This window comes from Acidobacteriota bacterium (genome assembly GCA_016195325.1).
GTDB lineage: Bacteria > Acidobacteriota > Polarisedimenticolia > JACPZX01 > JACPZX01 > JACPZX01.
In genome coordinates, this window is record JACPZX010000052.1 from 1 (window position 1) to 16462 (window position 16462).

Annotated in this window: 20 protein-coding genes; 11 read left to right on the forward strand and 9 right to left on the reverse strand. The window is 66.2% G+C overall.

Translation table 11 applies throughout. The features are described 5' to 3' along the window. A partial coding sequence (locus HY049_10185; GenBank protein MBI3449269.1) for an alpha/beta fold hydrolase occupies positions 1-762 on the forward strand: 762 nt, incomplete at its 5' end. A 228-nt stretch (positions 763-990) separates the two neighbouring features. Here the strand turns inward: HY049_10185 and HY049_10190 are convergent. Further along, positions 991-1482, reverse strand: a complete 492-nt coding sequence (locus HY049_10190) for an IS3 family transposase (GenBank protein MBI3449270.1) — start codon at positions 1480-1482, stop codon at positions 991-993. Positions 1483-1627: 145 nt separating this feature from the next. Beyond that, on the reverse strand, positions 1628-1828 hold the full coding sequence (locus tag HY049_10195) for a hypothetical protein (protein ID MBI3449271.1): 201 nt from the start codon (positions 1826-1828) through the stop codon (positions 1628-1630). Positions 1829-2501: 673 nt separating this feature from the next. Here HY049_10195 and HY049_10200 point away from each other — a divergent pair. The 9 genes from HY049_10200 to HY049_10240 all read left to right on the forward strand — a co-directional run bounded on the left by HY049_10200 (position 2502) and on the right by HY049_10240 (position 9189). Next, positions 2502-4565, forward strand: coding sequence for an alkaline phosphatase D family protein (locus HY049_10200; protein ID MBI3449272.1), 2064 nt, complete (start codon positions 2502-2504; stop codon positions 4563-4565). A 247-nt stretch (positions 4566-4812) separates the two neighbouring features. Next, entirely contained in the window at positions 4813-5277 is a 465-nt protein-coding gene (locus HY049_10205) for a DUF1801 domain-containing protein (protein MBI3449273.1), read from the forward strand. 67 nt (positions 5278-5344) lie between these two features. Continuing rightward, positions 5345-5818 (forward strand): GNAT family N-acetyltransferase, encoded by a 474-nt coding sequence (locus HY049_10210; GenBank protein ID MBI3449274.1) that lies wholly within the window; start codon positions 5345-5347, stop codon positions 5816-5818. Next, a complete protein-coding gene (locus tag HY049_10215) occupies positions 5818-6378 on the forward strand; it encodes a dihydrofolate reductase family protein (protein ID MBI3449275.1) in 561 nt (186 codons plus the stop codon). Before HY049_10210 ends, HY049_10215 begins: the two co-directional genes overlap by 1 nt. Positions 6379-6519: 141 nt before the next feature. Next, positions 6520-6897, forward strand: a complete 378-nt coding sequence (locus tag HY049_10220; protein ID MBI3449276.1) for a VOC family protein — start codon at positions 6520-6522, stop codon at positions 6895-6897. Positions 6898-6927: 30 nt separating this feature from the next. After that, positions 6928-7155, forward strand: coding sequence for a hypothetical protein (locus tag HY049_10225; protein ID MBI3449277.1), 228 nt, complete (start codon positions 6928-6930; stop codon positions 7153-7155). Between the two features lie 209 nt (positions 7156-7364). Continuing rightward, positions 7365-7754 (forward strand): VOC family protein, encoded by a 390-nt coding sequence (locus tag HY049_10230; protein MBI3449278.1) that lies wholly within the window; start codon positions 7365-7367, stop codon positions 7752-7754. Positions 7755-7897: 143 nt separating this feature from the next. Next, positions 7898-8623 (forward strand): DUF1801 domain-containing protein, encoded by a 726-nt coding sequence (locus HY049_10235; GenBank protein MBI3449279.1) that lies wholly within the window; start codon positions 7898-7900, stop codon positions 8621-8623. 50 nt (positions 8624-8673) lie between these two features. Next, on the forward strand, positions 8674-9189 hold the full coding sequence (locus tag HY049_10240; GenBank protein MBI3449280.1) for a hypothetical protein: 516 nt from the start codon (positions 8674-8676) through the stop codon (positions 9187-9189). A gap of 132 nt (positions 9190-9321) precedes the next feature. Here HY049_10240 and HY049_10245 read toward each other — a convergent pair whose 3' ends face one another. From HY049_10245 to HY049_10255, 3 genes are read right to left on the reverse strand one after another with little or no spacing between them, the layout of a single operon-like run. Beyond that, positions 9322-9702, reverse strand: a complete 381-nt coding sequence (locus tag HY049_10245; protein MBI3449281.1) for a response regulator transcription factor — start codon at positions 9700-9702, stop codon at positions 9322-9324. Between the two features lie 2 nt (positions 9703-9704). After that, the gene (locus HY049_10250; protein MBI3449282.1) at positions 9705-11240 is read right to left on the reverse strand and encodes a HAMP domain-containing protein; all 1536 of its coding nucleotides are present in this window, start codon (positions 11238-11240) and stop codon (positions 9705-9707) included. Then, positions 11237-11620, reverse strand: coding sequence for a response regulator (locus HY049_10255; protein ID MBI3449283.1), 384 nt, complete (start codon positions 11618-11620; stop codon positions 11237-11239). The genes HY049_10250 and HY049_10255 overlap by 4 nt, the downstream gene beginning before the upstream one ends. Before the next feature lie 310 nt (positions 11621-11930). Between HY049_10255 and HY049_10260 the strand changes: the two genes are divergently transcribed. Continuing rightward, complete coding sequence (locus HY049_10260) at positions 11931-13367, forward strand: NapC/NirT family cytochrome c (protein MBI3449284.1); 1437 nt, start codon at positions 11931-11933, stop codon at positions 13365-13367. Here HY049_10260 and HY049_10265 read toward each other — a convergent pair whose 3' ends face one another. From HY049_10265 to HY049_10280, 4 genes are all read right to left on the reverse strand, one after another. Further along, the gene (locus HY049_10265; protein MBI3449285.1) at positions 13368-13838 is read right to left on the reverse strand and encodes a hypothetical protein; all 471 of its coding nucleotides are present in this window, start codon (positions 13836-13838) and stop codon (positions 13368-13370) included. A gap of 44 nt (positions 13839-13882) precedes the next feature. Next, positions 13883-15151, reverse strand: a complete 1269-nt coding sequence (locus HY049_10270) for a hypothetical protein (GenBank protein ID MBI3449286.1) — start codon at positions 15149-15151, stop codon at positions 13883-13885. Further along, positions 15151-15621, reverse strand: a complete 471-nt coding sequence (locus tag HY049_10275) for a hemerythrin domain-containing protein (GenBank protein MBI3449287.1) — start codon at positions 15619-15621, stop codon at positions 15151-15153. Before HY049_10275 ends, HY049_10270 begins: the two co-directional genes overlap by 1 nt. Positions 15622-15757: 136 nt before the next feature. Beyond that, positions 15758-16462, reverse strand: a complete 705-nt coding sequence (locus HY049_10280) for a Crp/Fnr family transcriptional regulator (GenBank protein MBI3449288.1) — start codon at positions 16460-16462, stop codon at positions 15758-15760.

The following is a 16462-nucleotide window of genomic DNA, read 5'->3' on the forward strand; positions in this document are numbered from 1 at the left end:
ATCAACGGACTCAACATGTACTACGAAGTCCACGGTGGCGGCGAACCGGTGGTGTTGCTTCACGGCGCGTTCATGACCATCACCAACAACTGGGCCGGGTGGATCGGCGAGCTCTCCAAGACGCGGAAAGTAATTGCCGTCGAAATGCAGGGTCACGGCCGGACGGCGGACGTCCCACGAGATTTCACCTACGAAAACCTCGCCGATGACGTGGCCGCACTGCTCAATTATCTCAAGATCCCGCGAGCGGACCTTGTTGGCTACAGCATGGGCGGAGCCGTGGCGATGCAGTGTGCGATCCGCCATCCGGACAAAGTGCGAAGGGCAGTCATCATTTCGTCCACGTTCCGCAGCGACGGCATGATTGCGGGAGCGCTCGAAGCTATCTCGAAACTCACGGCGGACGCTTTCAAAGGCTCGCCCATTGAGGTCGAGTACAAGAAGCTGAGTCCGACTCCGGAAAACTTTCCGAACTTCGTCCAGCGAGTCGTCGCCACGGCCTCGAAAGGGTACGACTTCGGAGCCGACAAGCTCAAGGCCACCACGACGCCCATGTTTTTCATCCACGGCGACGCCGACGGCGTGCGGCTCGCGCACGTCGCGGAGATGTTTCGCCTAAAGGGTGGCGAGATCCATGGCGACATGAAGCCGCGCTCCGCATCGCGATTGGCCATCTTGCCCGACACCACTCACGTGACATTGATGCAGCGCATGCCCATCATCGTCCCAATGCTGAACGACTTTCTCGACGCAAAGCCGTAGGCGTACCGCCCCGGGTTGTCTGGACAGTTGGTTGAGCCTATTCGAGCAGCCGATCTCTCGGCCACCAGATCCCGCCTCACCTGAGACGGAGTTCGATGGCCATGCCGTTCGACCAGCCATTGCTCGTTGTAGGTCTTCAGCCATTCATGACGCGCGAGCCTGATCTCTTCGATCGTCTCGCAGGTCCTCACCCAGAGCAACTGCTCTTCGAGGGTCTCGATGAACCTCTCAGCGCAGTTCCGGGGGTTCGATGCGCGTCGCGGACTTCGCGGCGTGGATTCCGTTGCCTTCCACCGTGCACTGATCGACGGCGATGAAGACGGCCGCCTGCCCCTCGCGAACCGTCATCGTAGTCGTAACGTCCGTGCCCCACATGGTGTCGGGTTGTTCGGTGATGATCGTTCCTTCGTGGCTGCGTGGACCAAGGGTCCTTTTCGCCCGGTGAGGCGCAAGAAGGCCGTCGAGTCGCATCACCCGCAGGATTCGCGGCCGCGATGCACGGACATCAGACGCTCTCAGGCAAGCCCACACCTTGCGGTGGCCTTCACCGACGAACGGAGAGGCGAGAAGGATCTCCCGGATTCTCTCGGTGAGTTGCTCGTCTCTCAGCTTCGTCTTCGGGCCTCGTTTGAGGAGAACCCGTTCGGGTGCTTTCCGTCGAGTCTGGCAGGCGTAGAAGGTCGAACGGGCCAGCTCGAGCTCCTCGCACCCTCGCCGCACGCCGTAGATGCGATTCGCGGAGCAGTTCGCTTCGCATCGTCAGGTCGGCGATGACGGATTTCATCCGCTGGGCTTCTTCCTGCGGGACCCCGTGTTCCTGGCGAGCCTTGAGGCCAGCCGTGCCGGCTGCGAGGAACTCCTCACGTCACTCGGACAACCGCGCCGCGGTCACGTGGAGCTCGCACGACAACGTGTCGAGCTGCTCGCCGCGGAGAAGCCGCAACACCGCGTCGAGCTTGCGCTGGGAGCCAAACCTGCCGGAGTCCGCACTGCCGGGCGCCGAGGGGGGATCTCCAGTGGCCCTCCGGGCTCCTTCCGTTTCCCCCGCCTTCTTCCTTGAAGGCATGGACAACTCCTCGAGAGGGACGAGTATCCCTCAGTTCAGTATCCAAGAAAACCCTGGGGCGGTGGAGTGCGTATTAGCTGCTGAGGTGGACAAATGCGATTACCCGCCCTCCAGCGAGTCTCCGCTGATCTGGCCGCAGGAATCGTCGGCTTGATTACTTGCGCGAGTGCACTACTCCTCGATCGCCTCTCGACGCGTCTCTTGGAATACGCCTTGCTAGTGACCCCAGCGCTTGCATATCCGCCACTCACGTTTCTCCGTTCGCGCTCGTCACAGCACAGGGTGACCACATATCTCCTTGTGAACGTCTGGTACGTGGTCACGTACGCGGGTTGAGGCCTAACCAAGCGCTGCAGCGGCCGCGCTCATCGCACTGGGCTTGGGTGTCTTACAGGTTGGCGCGCCGCTTACGGCTGGCGTTCGCGACCGTTGGAAGGTTAGCTAGGTGTCATCTCGGGATTCGGACAGCCATACTCTCCAGCTGAGACAAGCGGCCCTGGAAGTATCCACCGGCTCAGCTAGTCCCGTCCGGCCATGGGCCGAACGCAGGGGAAGGCCGGCGATCGAAGCGTTACACGCCAGAGCAACTTACGGGCGTAGAGTACTTGTCTTGGCGGGCGTTCGCGTCCGAACGCTGAGGTGACGTAAACTGCAACCCGGACGGAGTGAGACGATGACGACGAGCCGCCGATCCTTTCTCAAAGCTGCAGCAGCCATCGGTGCTTCGCTGGCATGGGTCGAACCGACTCGAGGTTCGAGTGTCCACTGGCGTGAGCGGCGTGATCTCTATCCCCAGGGGGTCGCCTCCGGCGATCCCGATCCGCACAGCGTCATCCTGTGGACGAGGCGTCCGTTTACCGAGGGCACACGCCAGCTCCTGACCGTCGAGGTCGCCGAGGATGAGGCATTCCAGCGAGTCGTTGCGCACGCGCAGGCACCGGTCTCGAGCGCCGCGGACTGGACCACGCGTGTTCTGATTGGCGGACTCGAGCCGGCCCGCACCTACTGGTATCGGTTTACCGACACCGACGGAAATGGCAGCCGGATCGGCCGCACGATCACTGCGCCGTCGCCAGACGATCCGCGCACAGTGAACTTCGCGTTCGTGAGTTGCCAGGATGTCAATGAGGGCAAGCTCAACGCCTATCGCCGGATGATTTACGAAGACGAACGCGCTCCCGCCGCCCAGCAGATGGGCTTCGTTCTGCACCTGGGCGATTTCATCTACGAGGTGGTCGAGTATCCCGACGAGGTGAAGACGCGCTACGATCGCACGATCTATGAGGTGGCGCGCATCCCGGACGGCCACAAGGTCGGCAACTTCCACATACCGCTGACCGTCGAGGGCTACCGGGCCGTCTACAAGGGCTATCTCGCCGATCCCGACCTCCAGGACGCTCGCGCGCGCTGGCCGTTCGTCGCCATGTGGGACAACCACGAATTCTCTTGGCAAGGTTGGCAAAGCGTCGTCAAGGCGGGGTCGTTCGAGCGGCCCGGCCAGAGCGTCAAGGTCGCGGCGAATCAGGCCTGGTTCGAATACCTCCCCGCACGTGTCGCTCCGCCGAGCGGGTTGCTCGAGCGTTTCGATCCACCATCTGTAAGAGACGTGCCAATCAAGGAGTTCGATAGCGATGGGCTGGGGATGGAACCGAACAACCTGACGGCGATCAACAGCCTCAAGGGCTACCGGGCGCTGCGGTACGGCCGGCACCTGGACATGATCATTACCGACCAGCATAGCTATCGGAGCGCGAACCCCTTCAGCGATCCGTCTCTCGATACTCTCGCCCGCGACGAGTTCATGGGAATGTTTCCCGAGTCTGCGATGCAGATTCTGGACGGCGGGCGCGGCTTCAACGGCGGCAGTCCTCCTCCGGAAATCCGGTTCAACGATGCGCATGTCCCCAACCCGCAGCGGAGCGCGCCGCCGCAGACGATTCTCGGGGCGGAGCAGAAGGGATGGTTCAAGGACAAGCTCAAGAGCTCAACGGCGGCGTGGAAAATCTGGGCCAACTCTCTGGGCGCACTGGATCGGCGCGCTGATCCCCAGAACCTGCCGGCGGGTCTCACCAAGGAGTCCTGGCCCGCCAACACCTTCGCATCCCTGGGCGGGGGTGATTACGGCACAGCGTACGCAGAGCGTGCTGAAATCTACAATCTCGTGCGCGACGCGAAGATTACGGGCTTCGCAATCGTCTCGGGCGATCGCCACAGCTTTTGGGCCGGATATGCGACTGCGGAGCTTCCCCCCGGCAAGTTCGAGCCGGTAGGCTTGAGTTTCGTTGGCGCGTCACTCGTCAGTCTCGGCGGCATGGAGGCCTCTGAGCACGATCTGTCGAAGGACGCTCCGCTACGACCGCTGTTTCTTGCCGACAGGGATGCGGGGGCGAAGCCGGACTGGACCTTCAACATGCTGCTGAGGCACGGTGTCCGTGCGTGCCTCGAATATGCAAAGAGCTTCGACCTCAAGCGCGCACGGTCGCTGTCCAACCCGGATCTGGCTCCGCACCTAGAGTTCGTGGATCTTGGAGGACACGGTTATGCGAAGGTCCAATTGTCGGGCGATGAGATGCGCACCGAGTATGTCTGCATCCCACGTCCCATTGCGCGCAGCGAAAGTCCGGACGGGGGGCCCATCAGGTATCGGGTATTGCACACGGCTGCACTGTGGAAGAGCGGAGAGCGCCCGCAGCTGAAGACATCGGTGCTCGAAGGCGACGTTGGACTGTCGATTTGACGGACTCACGGCGCTCGTTTCCATAGCGGCCGGAAAGGCTGCGGATCTGGCCGATCTCGAACGCATTGAGCAGATCCTCGAGCGCGCGGCGAGCGAGGGAATCGAGTGGCATCCGGCGCTCGACAGTTGACTTTGCAATCTACGTGGAGCCGACAGGCAAGCTCTTTCGGCAATCGTGGTCTGTCGCCTGACCCCTCGTTGCAGCGGACACTAGGCGTGCCCACCTCTGTTGAGGTAGAGTCACGTCATGACCACGCGCCAGCCCAGCCCCAGCACGCAGTTTTCCGCGTTTCTGTCGCGGTTCCCCCCCGAGATCGTCGCGCTGGCAAGGCGGTGCCTGCCCAAACTCCGCCGCGCTTTCCCCGGCTCCAATCAGATCGTTTACGACTACTCCAACTCCCTCGTGGTGGCGTTCAGCATGTCAGAGCGGGGATACGAGGCGATCGTCGCCATGGCTATCTTTCCGCGCTGGGTCCGGTTGTACTTCGACAAGTCCCTCCCCGACCCTGAAGGACTTCTCGAGGGCTCTGGTGCCAAAGTACGCAGCGTGACCCTCAAGGCCGCATCAGATCTCGATCACGGGGATATCCACGCACTCATCAAGGCTGCGATCAAGCACTCCGGGGTCACCTTCCCGCGCACGCGCTCGACCCGCATGGTCATCAAGTCGGGGTCGAAGAAGCAGAGACCGAGGAGACCAAGGCACGCCTAACCCGCCGACGCAACGGACCGATGGCTTTGTCACTCTCACTCTCTTTGTGCCCGGTGACGCCTCCGCGTTGTGCGACGGAGATCGTGACTCGGAGCATCGACGGTGGTTTGAGTTTCCTGACGAGTTCGAATCGTCAATACGGCATTCGCTGGACGTCATCGCCCGCTGGGATGAAGAACGAATGGTCGGTACGCGGTTTCCGTTCGCGGCGCGAGATGCATTCACCGGGACGCTGCTCGGCGGCTGCGAGCTGCGGCCTCGAGCGAGCGGGGCGGCGAACCTCTCTTACTGGACCTATCCGGCACATCGCCGCCGTGGAATCGCGTCCCGCGCTGTCGCGCTCGCATGCAAGGCGGCGTTCGAGGACTTTGATTTCCGCCGGATCGAAGCACTCATCGACGCGGACAATACAGCATCCTGCAAGGTGGCCATTCGTAACGGGTTCAGAGTCGACGGAACTTGTGGCGGCCGCGTCCTGCACGTGCTCGAAGCGGAGAGGCTCTCGACATGCGCAGCGTTAGCCCGCTTCAGGAGCACGTAATGCGACCCCTTCGGTACTCCATCAACGTCACCCTGGACGGCTGCTGCGATCATCGTGCGATCGTCCCGGGCGAAGACTTGCATCGTCACGCGGCCGAGAACATCGCCCGGGCCGACGCCCTCCTCCTGGGCCGGGTGACCTACGAAATGATGGAGGCAGCGTGGCGGCCGCCGGCGCGGACGGGAGCGAGGCCCGATTGGATGCCTGAGTGGATGGAACCCTTCGCCCGGACGATCGACGCGGCAAAGAAGTACGTCGTGTCGAGCACCCTGGACCGCGTGGATTGGAACGCGGAGCTCGTGCGCGGGGATCTGGGGAAGGCCGTTCAGCAGCTCAAGCGGGATCCGGGCAAGGGACTGTTCACGGGAGGCGTGACGCTCCCGCTGGCGTTGGCGGAACTGGGATTGATCGATGAGTACGAGTTCATCGTGCACCCCAGACTGGCGGGCCACGGGCCGACGTTGTTCGCGGGGCTGACGAAGCATCTTGATCTGAAGCTCGTGAGCCGGCTGGAATTCGGCTCGGGGGCGGTGGCGATGCGGTATGAGCCGAGACGGTAGCCATCGGAAGCGGAGGCGCATGCGCGATCGAACGGAGTCGACCTTGAGCCCTCGTGGCGGTCTATCGTCTAACCTGCCGCTTCAGCGGATCGGTGGGCCCGCCGCTGAGCGGGATCTCGTTGGGCGGATCAGGAGGCGAGGATGACAGAGCCAGCCAGAGAAGAGCAGATCACTCACAAGTGGTACTCGCGTCCCGTGCTCTTTGTCGCCGACGTCAAGCGCGCGCTTCGGTTCTATCAGGACCTGCTGGGCTTCGAGAAAGCGTGGCACGAAGCCGATGGAAACGGCGGAGTCTGCCAGATCGATCGCGCCGGGTGCGAGATCATCCTCTGCGAGGATCCCGCCCGCAAAGACAGGGGGCGTCTGTTCGTATCGCTGAACCAGGGTGACATGGCGCGGCTTCGCAGCGAGCTCGTCGAGCGCTCGATTCCCAACAAGAAATCGTGGTGGGGTCATGACGTGATCCAGATCGACGATCCCGACGGCAATGAGTTGCTCTTCCCTCTTCCGCGTGAGTAGGGCTTCGAACGCAGTGGCTCCAAGGGTGGGATGAAGATCGAGAATCGCGCCGGCTTGTCCGCGCATGACTTGCTCGGGTGCGAGGCGGAGATCGGGACGCAAGCCGATCTCTCCGACGTCCTGAACTGGGGACGACATCCCCGGTCGGGAGTGGCCGATCCGAGCGTGCTCACCGAAGTGGTCGCGCTCGACGAGTTCAGCCACGAGGTGCTCGTACGGTGGCGGGATGGGCTCGTGCTGGCCTATCGCACCACATGACTCGGCAAGGTGACGGCGGTCGCCGTCTGGAGCCATCTCCCGGGTGTTGACGAACTGCTCGCGGCTCGCGTGGCGGACGGGTGGGCGCCAACACCGTCGGGCCGCAAGAGCGGAGACCGAGTCCTGGGTCACGGTTCATGTCTCATTCCCAGGGCTACCAAGGGTGGCGGATGACCTGACGGCGGACGGTGGGCCGCGGGAGGGACCCCATGAGACGCACGTGGACGATCATCGGCGTTGAAGATGTGCCTGGCAGCGTCAGGTGGTATCAGTCGCTCCTTGGCCTGCCGGAGACGGCTCCCGCGCATGAGTACTTCGGTCAAATCCTCGACTCGGATGGAACGGTCCTGCTCTGCCTTCACGAGTGGGGTGCCCACGACCATCCCTCCCTGACGAGCCCCGATCTCGCGCAGCCCGGCAACGGCCTCCTCCTGTTTTTCCGTGTCGATGGTTTCGACCTGGCGCTGCCCAGGGCACGCGCTCTCGTCGCCCGACTCGAGGAAGAGCCCCACGTGAACCCGAGCACCGGAACCGCGGAGTTCTCGCTCCGGGATCCGGACGGGTATTACGTCACGATCAGCGCGCTCTCTGCGGCCTGACGCGCCGCAGCGGACGTGCACGCCGAACGGAGCCTGGGTATCCTGCTCGGGCATCGCATCAGGTTGGAGGATGAGCCGTGGCGCCTAGACCAAAGACGAAGCCGAAAGCCCCGGGGGATTGGCGCGAGGAGACCCTGGCCCGCATGCGGGGGCTGATCCTTGCGGCCGACCCGGAGATGGTCGAGGAGCGGAAGTGGAGGAAGCCGTCGAATGCGATGGTGGGGGTCCCGGTCTGGTCGCACGACGGGATCGTCTGCACCGGGGAGGCGTACACGAAGGCCGTGAAGCTCACGTTCGCCCGGGGCGCCACCCTCCCGGACCCATCGCGCCTCTTCAATTCCAGCCTGGAAGGAAACACGCGAAGGGCGATCGACATCCACCAAGGGGAGAAGATCGACGCGGGCGCGTTCAAGGCGCTCGTGAGGGCCGCGGTGGCGCTGAACGGCGCGCTGGCGAAGGGAGGCGAGAAGGCCGTCCTCCTCTCGGGCGGCAACCCGCAAATCGCGAAGGGGGACGGCGACGCTCCGGTGCAGGCGTACATCGCCGCGATGCCGGGCTGGAAGCGCGCCATCGGGCAACGCCTCGACGCGCTCATCGCGCGGAACGTGCCGGGCGTGCGCAAGGCCGTGAAGTGGAACTCGCCGTTCTACGGCATCGAGGGGCGGGGTTGGTTCCTGTCGTTTCACGTCTTCACCCATTACGTCAAGGTGACCTTTTTCCGCGGCACGTCGCTGCGACCGGTCCCGCCCGGCCCCAGCAAGAGCAGGGACACGCGTTCCATCGACATCCACGAAGGCGACGCGTTCGACGACGCGCAGATGGCGATGTGGGTGAAGCAAGCGGCCGCGTTGCCCGGCTGGGCTCCGTAGCCGAGACCGGGAGCGTGATAGGAACGTCGACCGGTTGCGGGAGGCAACCTATGAGATCGATTCTTGTGGCTGCTGCGCTCGCAGGGACGGCAGCGTCCATGGCGTCGGCACCAACGACCAGACCTCCAGGCGAGCTGCTCGATCGAGTGTCCGGTAGCTGGGTCCTCGAGGGCACCCTCTCCGGCAAGAGGACGACCCACGATGTCGTTGCGAGCTCGGTCCTGAGTGGACAGTACGTCCAGCTCCATGAGGTCTCGCGCGACTTGGACGCACAGGGTCGGCCAGCGTACGAGGCACTCGTCTACCTGACGTGGGAACAAGCTCGCAGCGAGTATTCCTGCCTGTGGCTTGACTCGACCAGCAACGCCGGCCTTTCAAATGGCGTGACATGCCGGGCCGGGCCCTCCGGTGACGAGATCCACCTCCTCTTCAAGTATGCGGACGGGAACACCTTCCACACGACATTCGCCTACGACAGGACGGCGGACACCTGGCAGTGGAAGATGGACGGAGAGGAGAAGGGTGAGCTCACGCCGTTCGCGCGGATGATCATGCGCCACAGGTAGGACGAGGCCGCTGCGCACGGCTCGCAGCCACGCTCTCGGCGCTGCAGGTGGGCCTCTTCACGATGCTGGTCTCCCGGGCGTTGACGGCCGGCACCCGGGTGGTGGCGGATTCCGACCGCGGCATGCCCTGGCCTACGCCCCCCCCTCCAGCAGCTCCCTTATCGTCGAGAGAAGGAACTGCGGGTCGAAGGGCTTGGTGATGTACCGCGTCGCGCCCCAGTCCATCCCCTCCGTGATGTCGGCCGGGGCGTCCTTGGCGGAGACGATCACGATCGGGAGCGTCGGCCTCAGCTCGCGGAGCGCCTGCGTGGACGTCGTGCCGTCGTAGCGCGGCATCATGATGTCCATCAGGACGAGGTCGGGGACGAAGTCGAAGTTCTTGTGGACCGCCATCGGGCTGTCGACCGCCACGTCCACGACGTAACCCTCCGACGTCAGGAGGTCCGAGACGATGCGGCAGTGGTGCGGGTCGTCGTCGACGATCAAGATTTTCTTCGCGGCTTCCGCGCTCATGGTCACCTTCCCGGGGCCGGCGGTGCTTGCGCCGCGACCCCTTCGATGTCCCCCGGCGCCGCCGGGAGAGCCGTGTCGGTGGATGGGACTCTCAGTGTGAAAGTGGAGCCGGCGCCGGGAGCCCCCTCGATGACGATGTCGCCGCCGAGGAGGCGCGCCAGCTTCCGGCTGATCGCGAGACCCAGGCCGGTCCCGCCGTAGGTGCGGGTGTCGGAGCCGTCGAGCTGCCGGAAGCTCTCGAAGGCCGCCTCGCGATCCTCGGGGCGGATGCCGATGCCGGTGTCCTTCACGCGCAGGGCGACGCCGTCGTCGCCGTACCGCTCGACGAGCACCGAGATTTTCCCGTCGTGCGTGAACTTCACCGCGTTGCCGAGGAGGTTCACGAGGATCTGCCGGACGCGCGAGCGGTCCGAGAGGACGAGCAGCGGGGAGCCGGGGCGGTCGAGGGTGACGGCCAGCCCCTTCTCCTCCGCGAGGGGGCGGATCGTCTCGAGCGCCTCGGCGGCAAGGGCGCCGGCGTCGAAGCTCGTGGGCGCGATCGAGAGCTTGCCCGCCTCGACCTTCGAGATGTCGAGGACGTCGTTGATCAGGTTGAGCAGGGAGGACGAGGTCTCGGCGACCCCGGCGAGCGCCTCCCGCTGGGCGGCGGTGAGATCGCCGTAGAGGCCGCGCCGCAACAGGGAGGTGTACCCCATGATGGCGTTGAGCGGCGTCCGCAGCTCGTGCGACATCGTGGCGAGGAAGGAGCTCTTCATCCGGGACGCCTTCTCGAGCTCGACGTTCTTCGACTCGATCTCGTTCTGCTTCCGGGCGATCGTCTCACGCGCGGACTCGAGATCGCGGGCCATGCGATTGAAGCTGAGGGCGGCGTGCGAGAACTCGCTGTCGCTGGCGAGGACCACGCGGGCGGAGAAGTCCCCGCGGGAGACGGCGTCGAGCGCTCGCGCCATCACGGGGATGGGCGCGAGGACGTGGCGGTTGATCGAGACGAGGATCAGGAGGCTCACGGCCACGACGAGGGCCAGCGCCGCGAGCTGCGCCCGGTGGAACTCGTCGATCGTCGTCGTGACGCCGGCCGAGAGGGCCGCCGTGACCTCGCCCATGCGGGCCTCCACGAGCAGACCGCGCTCGAGGACCATCTGCCGGTACGGCGCCGACACCTCGAACGCGTCGAGGCGGGCCCACGTCTCGAGATCCCCTGCGATCGACTCGCGGTAGCGGTCGAACGCGGGGCGCACGCGGGCGATCGCCGCGGCGGCCTCGTCGCCCGGGGTCTCGAGGGACGCGAGCGTCGCGTCGAAGGCCCCGAGCTCCTCGAGGATCGCGTCGAGCCTTCCCTGGCCGCCGTCCCGGATGTACTGGAGCGCCTCCGCGGTCGTGGCGAGGACTCGCGCGCGCTGCGCGGTCGCGGCGTCGAGGCGCCGGCTGTTGTCGGCGATCAGCCGCGCGTAGTAGAGGTTGCTCGCGAGGATCCCCGCCGAGAGGATGGCGATCGTCGCGACCGACGCGTAGAGGCGCTTCCGGATCGAGACCTTCACGGCTCCCTCCGCGCCGGCAGGAGCCGCTCGACCTCGTCGGCGAGGACGAAGGGGTCGATCGGCTTGGTGAGGTACCCGTGGCAGCCGGCGTCGCGCGCCGCCTCCCGGTCGTCCTTCATCGCGCGCGCCGTCACGACGAGGATCCGCGGCGAGAGGTCGGGGAGCTCGCTCCGGAGCCTCTCCATGATCTCGATCCCGGAGAGGCCGGGAAGGCTGATGTCGAGGAGGACGAGGTCGGGACGGAACGACGCCGCGAGGGCGAGCGCGCCGAACCCGTCCACCGACTCGGCGACGTCGATCCCCCGGGCGCGGAGCGCCAGGGTGGTGATGCGCCGGGTGTGCAGATCATCCTCGACGAGGAGGACACGCGCGGGCCGCATGAGCTCTTCCCGTGGGCGGCGATCGGCCGGTTGGAGCCCCATGCCCCTCGGCGACCGCCTGCCCTTCAAGGTCAAGCGCCGTGCCACCTCGCGCGGCGACGGGGGACGCGTCCACGCGCCGGAAGCCCATGCGCTGCAAGGATTAGTTCCGGGAGCGGCTCCCGTTTTGCGGGATGGTCCGCCGGGGCTTGCGCGAAATCAGTCCGGGTGAGGGAATCGGCGCAGCCCCGGACCCTCCGGCGAGAAGCTCACCGCTGGGAATCGCCGCGGCACGGCGGCTGCAATCCACGGGACCCGGAGGGGCGTGTCGATGAAGGTCCTCAAGTGGATTCGTGATCTCTACAGCGCGAGCGCGCGCCACCCCGTGGGGCTGCTCGGCAGCGCCATCGGGAGCGTCGCCGGCGCGCTGATCGCGACGATCCTCCTCCTCGATTTCCTCGGGATGCACACGAACCCGTACGTCGGCGTGCTGACGTACATGATCCTTCCCGGCGTCCTCGTGTTCGGCTTCGCGCTCGTCCCGGTCGGCGTCGTCCTCGACCGGCGGCGGCGGGCGGCGGGTGGCGGCGCCTCGGCCTTCCCGGTCATCGATCTCAACCGCGAGACGCACCGCAGCCGCTTCCTCGGCTTCTCGGTCCTCGTGCTGGTCAACCTCGTCATCCTCGGCACCGTGTCGTACCGGGGGGTGGAGTACATGGACTCGGTGCAGTTCTGCGGGCAGACGTGCCACAGCGTGATGGCCCCCGAGTACACGGCGTACCGGCGCTCCCCGCACGCGCGGGTCGCCTGCGTCTCGTGCCACATCGGGCCGGGGGCGGGGTGGTTCGTCAAGTCGAAGCTCTCGGGGCTCGGCCAGGTCTTCGCGGTCACCTTCAACACCTACGAGAGGCCGATCCCCACGCCGGTCAGGAACCTCCGCCCGGCGCGCGAGACGTGCGAGCAGTGCCACTGGCCCGAGAAGATCCACGGCGACCGGATCAAGGTGAAGACCACGTACCGCGAGGACGAGAAGAACACGGAGCTGAAGACCGCCCTGATCCTGAAGGTCGGGGGGGGAAGCCCCGACTCGGGGTTCGCCTCCGGGATCCACTGGCACATGAACATCGCGAACCGCGTGACGTACATGCCGACCGACGAGTCGCGCCAGACGATTCCGTACATCCGCTTCGAGGACAGGACGGGGCAGGTGACCGAGTACGTCGCCACCGGGACGCAAAGACCCACGGAGGACGATCTGCGCGCGGGCGGGCGGACGATGGACTGCGTCGACTGCCACAACCGCCCGACGCACATCTACCGGCGCCCGGAGCGCGAGGTGGACGACGCGATCCGCGCGGGGTTCATCGACCGGGGCCTTCCGTTCATCAGGAAGGTCGGCCTCGAGACGATCTCGAGGCCCTACGACACGTCGCTCCAGGCCGAGCAGTCCATCCCGGTCCTCGTCGACGACTACTACCGCAAGAACTACCCGGCGCTCGTCGGGCCGAAGAGCACGGCGATTCGCGACGCGGGGAAGGCGCTCGCCGCCGCGTACGCCGCCAACGTCTTTCCCGAGATGAAGATCAGCTGGGGGGCGTACCCGAACAACCTCGGGCACATGGACTCTCCGGGATGCTTCAGGTGCCACGACGGCGAGCACAAGAGCGCGGACGGTCGGGTGATCAGCAACGAGTGCGAGACGTGCCATACCGTGCTGGCGGTGGAGGAGGAGAACCCGGAGGTCCTCAAGACGCTCTTCCCGAACTGACTAGGGGGTCGAGGAGAAGTAGAGCTTCGTGATCGCCGCGCCCCCGACGAACGCTCCGGTGCACGCGGAGCTGCCGGCAACGCCCTTCTCGTCGAAGCGCGTGACCGCGAGCTTGCACTTCGCCTTCGTGTCGCGGTACGAGGCGAGCTCGGGCCCGGCCGGCCCCCCCTCGATCGACACGGCCGACAGGATATAAGTCGCCCCGATCTTCGTCACGGTGAGCCTGAGGAGCGATCCCCCGTCCTCGGGTCCGGCCTTCCCGTCCGGCGTGAAGAGGAAGTTGGCCTGGCTCCCCGGCTGCGGGTCGCTGACCGACCTGAGCGTTCCCTGCCACAGAAGCCACGTGGCGTCGTGCCCCTCCTGCGTAAAGGTGGCCTGCCCGCGGGTGAACGTGACGGCGGGCGACTGCGCCAGGGCGCAGGACCAGCCGACGGCGAGGACGACGGCCGCGCGCGCGAACGGAATCCGCATCGAAGACCTCCCTGAGACGGGACGTGGTCCGGTCCCGGGCCAGTCTAGCCGACGGGGGCCGAATTGGGGGCCGTCCGGGCGCTTCCGGCGAGGGCCCGGCGGACCTGCCGCTCGAAGCGCCACGCGAAGAGGCGCCCCATCGCGCGGAGCTTCAGCTCCCTCCGCCAGTAGCGCGACGGCCTGTCGGTGAGCCAGCGGCACTCCTCAGGGAGGAGGACGAGGCTGACGTGCACGTTCGGGGCGACGCCGATCGGCAGCCCCTGCTCCATGCAGGACTCGTACAGGCGCCGGAAGACGGGGACGAGGTCCTCCGTGCGCGGGGGCGGGACGCTCTCGAAGTCCGTCCCCTTGAGCGGGCGGAAGACGCAGACGGTGGGGATGGCGCCGGCGCGCGTGATCCAGTCGATGGCGGCGATCGAGGATTCGGGCCTCTCGAGACCGGCGATGATCTCGCCGTTGCTGACCCACGGCTCCAGCGCTCCGCGGCGGCCGAGCCTCGCGCAGTACTCGACGGCCTCGAGGTAGCGGGGAAGGCCGTACTGGCGGTGCTTGCCGGGGCAGACCTCGATGAACCGCCGGGGATCGAAGATCTCGAAGCAGAAGGAGACCCTGTTCACGCCGATCTCCTTCAGCCGATCGTAGCGGGTGAGATCTCCGTGCGGCGGCGTCTGCACCCCGATGAGGAGCCCCGTCTCCCGCTTCACCCTCTCGATGTAGGGGGAGAGGATGTCGAGATAGGTCTCCCCTTCGTAATGACCGGTGTTGAAGTCGACGTACGTGATCCCCGACTCGCGCCGCGCGGCGTGGACCACTTCGAGGACCTCGTCCACCGACTTGGTGTCCGCGTCGTCCACGCCGAGGTTCAGCCCGACCGAGCAGAACTTGCAGTTGTCGGCTTCGGGGCGCGACAGCCAGTACTCGCAGACCTTCGCGGGGTAGACGCCGAGGTACGTCCCCTGGAGCGAGCCGACCCGCGTCATGGGCTTGCCGGAGGATGTCTTCCGGTCGTACCACGCGGGGCGCGGGGAGAGCCGCACGCTCGCGATCGTTTCCTTCCCCCGGAAGATCGTGTAGGCGCCGTCCTTGCGCCGCAGCACGTAGGGGGAGGTCGCCGCGAAGTCCTCGGCGACCGGAACGTTGGTCCACAGTCCGCCCGGCAGCACCAGCTCCAGGCCGCTCCCGAGCCCGGCGCGGGTGCGCATGATCGCGCGCCCGCCGTCCTCGGCGATGAAGCACGAGTCGTCGAGGATCATCCCCTTGCAGTAGAGATCCAGCTTCAGCAGGGCCGGGTTGGTGCGGACGTCCTGGTCCATCAGGTCTCGACCATCTTCTTCACGAGGGCGTCGCGCTGGGAGGGGGGGACCATCCGGTCCGTCATGGGGTAGAGGATCCGCTCCTCCTTGAGGTTGTGCTCGTGCAGCAGGCTCACGACGGCCGATCGGAGCGACTCGAACTCGGTGGGGGAGGGGGACGGGCCCCGGAACAGCTCGTCGATCAGCTCCATGAGGCGCCGGATCTCGAGGTGCTCGTGGCGCATGACCCCCGTGGGCCCTCCCTCCGAGAGCCCGGTCGCCGCCTCGAACTCGGGGAAGAGCAGCTCCTCCTCGATGCCGATGTGCCGGAGGAGGCCGGCACGGAACTCGACGAAGCGAATGGCCGCGCCCTTCATGTCGCCGGCCGCGCTCAGGCTTCGGCACTCCTCCATCACGCCGTCGAGCCGCCGATGGTCGGCCGAGAGGTATCCCATCACCGTTGCGCCTCCGGTCGTCGTCGCCGTCATCATGCTCGTCCCTCCTCCATGGTCGCCGCGTGCGTTCGGGCCAAGCTACGGCGACGCCTCCCGCCCCGGTATGACTCAGGTCATGAGCGGAAGGGTCTCCCTGGCGTGCCTGCAAACATCGGGCCGTGGGAGGGGTGAATCAGGAGTCGGAGGCGAGTTTCTCGAGGGCGGCCCGGTCCTCGATGACGAAGGAGGCGCGCTCGGTCCTCACGGGACCATCCTTGTTCCAGCGGCTCATGATCCGGATCGCCGTCTCGATCGTGGTGCCGACCATGTCGGCGATGTCCTGGCGCGAGAGGGCGAGCGGGACGACCGTCTTCCCCCCTTCCTTCACACCCATCCGGTCGGCGAGCTTCAGGAACATGGAGGCGATCCGGAACTCCACCCCGCCGGAGGAGATCTGCGCGAGCTTCTGCGTCAGCTCGACGAGGCGGCGCGTCAGCCCGAGGAGGAGGCCGCGCGTGATCTCCGGGTGGTTCGCGATCACCGAGAAAAAGTCACGACGCGAGAGGCTCAGGACCACCGTGGGCTCCATGGCGATCGCGCTCGCGGGGAAGGGGCGCCCCTCGTACGCCGCGACGGCGCCGAAGGGATCCCCGGCGCCGAAGATCTCGAGGATCAGCTCCTTCCCCTGCGGGGCGAACTTCACGATCTTCACGCGGCCGCCGACGATCGTGTGGAAGCGCTCGGAGGGATCCCCTTCGCGGAAGACGGGGTCCCCCTTGCCGTAGTTGCGCACGCGCACGAACGCGGCGAGCCGCCGCCGGTCCTCCGGAGGGAGGGCGCTGAAGGGCGGCGTCACGCGGAGCGCCTCCTCCTCGCGCATCGGGGTCGCGTCGGCCAT

What these genes read in the sequence shown, in the direction of transcription:
- HY049_10195 (MBI3449271.1), bottom strand. Translation starts at nt 1,828, where the DNA reads ATGCCTTCAAGGAAGAAGGCGGGGGAAACGGAAGGAGCCCGGAGGGCC.
- HY049_10200 (MBI3449272.1), top strand. Translation starts at nt 2,502, where the DNA reads ATGACGACGAGCCGCCGATCCTTTCTCAAAGCTGCAGCAGCCATCGGT.
- HY049_10205 (MBI3449273.1), top strand. Translation starts at nt 4,813, where the DNA reads ATGACCACGCGCCAGCCCAGCCCCAGCACGCAGTTTTCCGCGTTTCTG.
- HY049_10215 (MBI3449275.1), top strand. Translation starts at nt 5,818, where the DNA reads ATGCGACCCCTTCGGTACTCCATCAACGTCACCCTGGACGGCTGCTGC.
- HY049_10220 (MBI3449276.1), top strand. Translation starts at nt 6,520, where the DNA reads ATGACAGAGCCAGCCAGAGAAGAGCAGATCACTCACAAGTGGTACTCG.
- HY049_10225 (MBI3449277.1), top strand. Translation starts at nt 6,928, where the DNA reads ATGAAGATCGAGAATCGCGCCGGCTTGTCCGCGCATGACTTGCTCGGG.
- HY049_10230 (MBI3449278.1), top strand. Translation starts at nt 7,365, where the DNA reads ATGAGACGCACGTGGACGATCATCGGCGTTGAAGATGTGCCTGGCAGC.
- HY049_10235 (MBI3449279.1), top strand. Translation starts at nt 7,898, where the DNA reads ATGCGGGGGCTGATCCTTGCGGCCGACCCGGAGATGGTCGAGGAGCGG.
- HY049_10240 (MBI3449280.1), top strand. Translation starts at nt 8,674, where the DNA reads ATGAGATCGATTCTTGTGGCTGCTGCGCTCGCAGGGACGGCAGCGTCC.
- HY049_10245 (MBI3449281.1), bottom strand. Translation starts at nt 9,702, where the DNA reads ATGAGCGCGGAAGCCGCGAAGAAAATCTTGATCGTCGACGACGACCCG.
- HY049_10255 (MBI3449283.1), bottom strand. Translation starts at nt 11,620, where the DNA reads ATGCGGCCCGCGCGTGTCCTCCTCGTCGAGGATGATCTGCACACCCGG.
- HY049_10260 (MBI3449284.1), top strand. Translation starts at nt 11,931, where the DNA reads ATGAAGGTCCTCAAGTGGATTCGTGATCTCTACAGCGCGAGCGCGCGC.
- HY049_10265 (MBI3449285.1), bottom strand. Translation starts at nt 13,838, where the DNA reads ATGCGGATTCCGTTCGCGCGCGCGGCCGTCGTCCTCGCCGTCGGCTGG.
- HY049_10270 (MBI3449286.1), bottom strand. Translation starts at nt 15,151, where the DNA reads ATGGACCAGGACGTCCGCACCAACCCGGCCCTGCTGAAGCTGGATCTC.
- HY049_10275 (MBI3449287.1), bottom strand. Translation starts at nt 15,621, where the DNA reads ATGATGACGGCGACGACGACCGGAGGCGCAACGGTGATGGGATACCTC.
- HY049_10280 (MBI3449288.1), bottom strand. Translation starts at nt 16,462, where the DNA reads ATGGCCGACGCGACCCCGATGCGCGAGGAGGAGGCGCTCCGCGTGACG.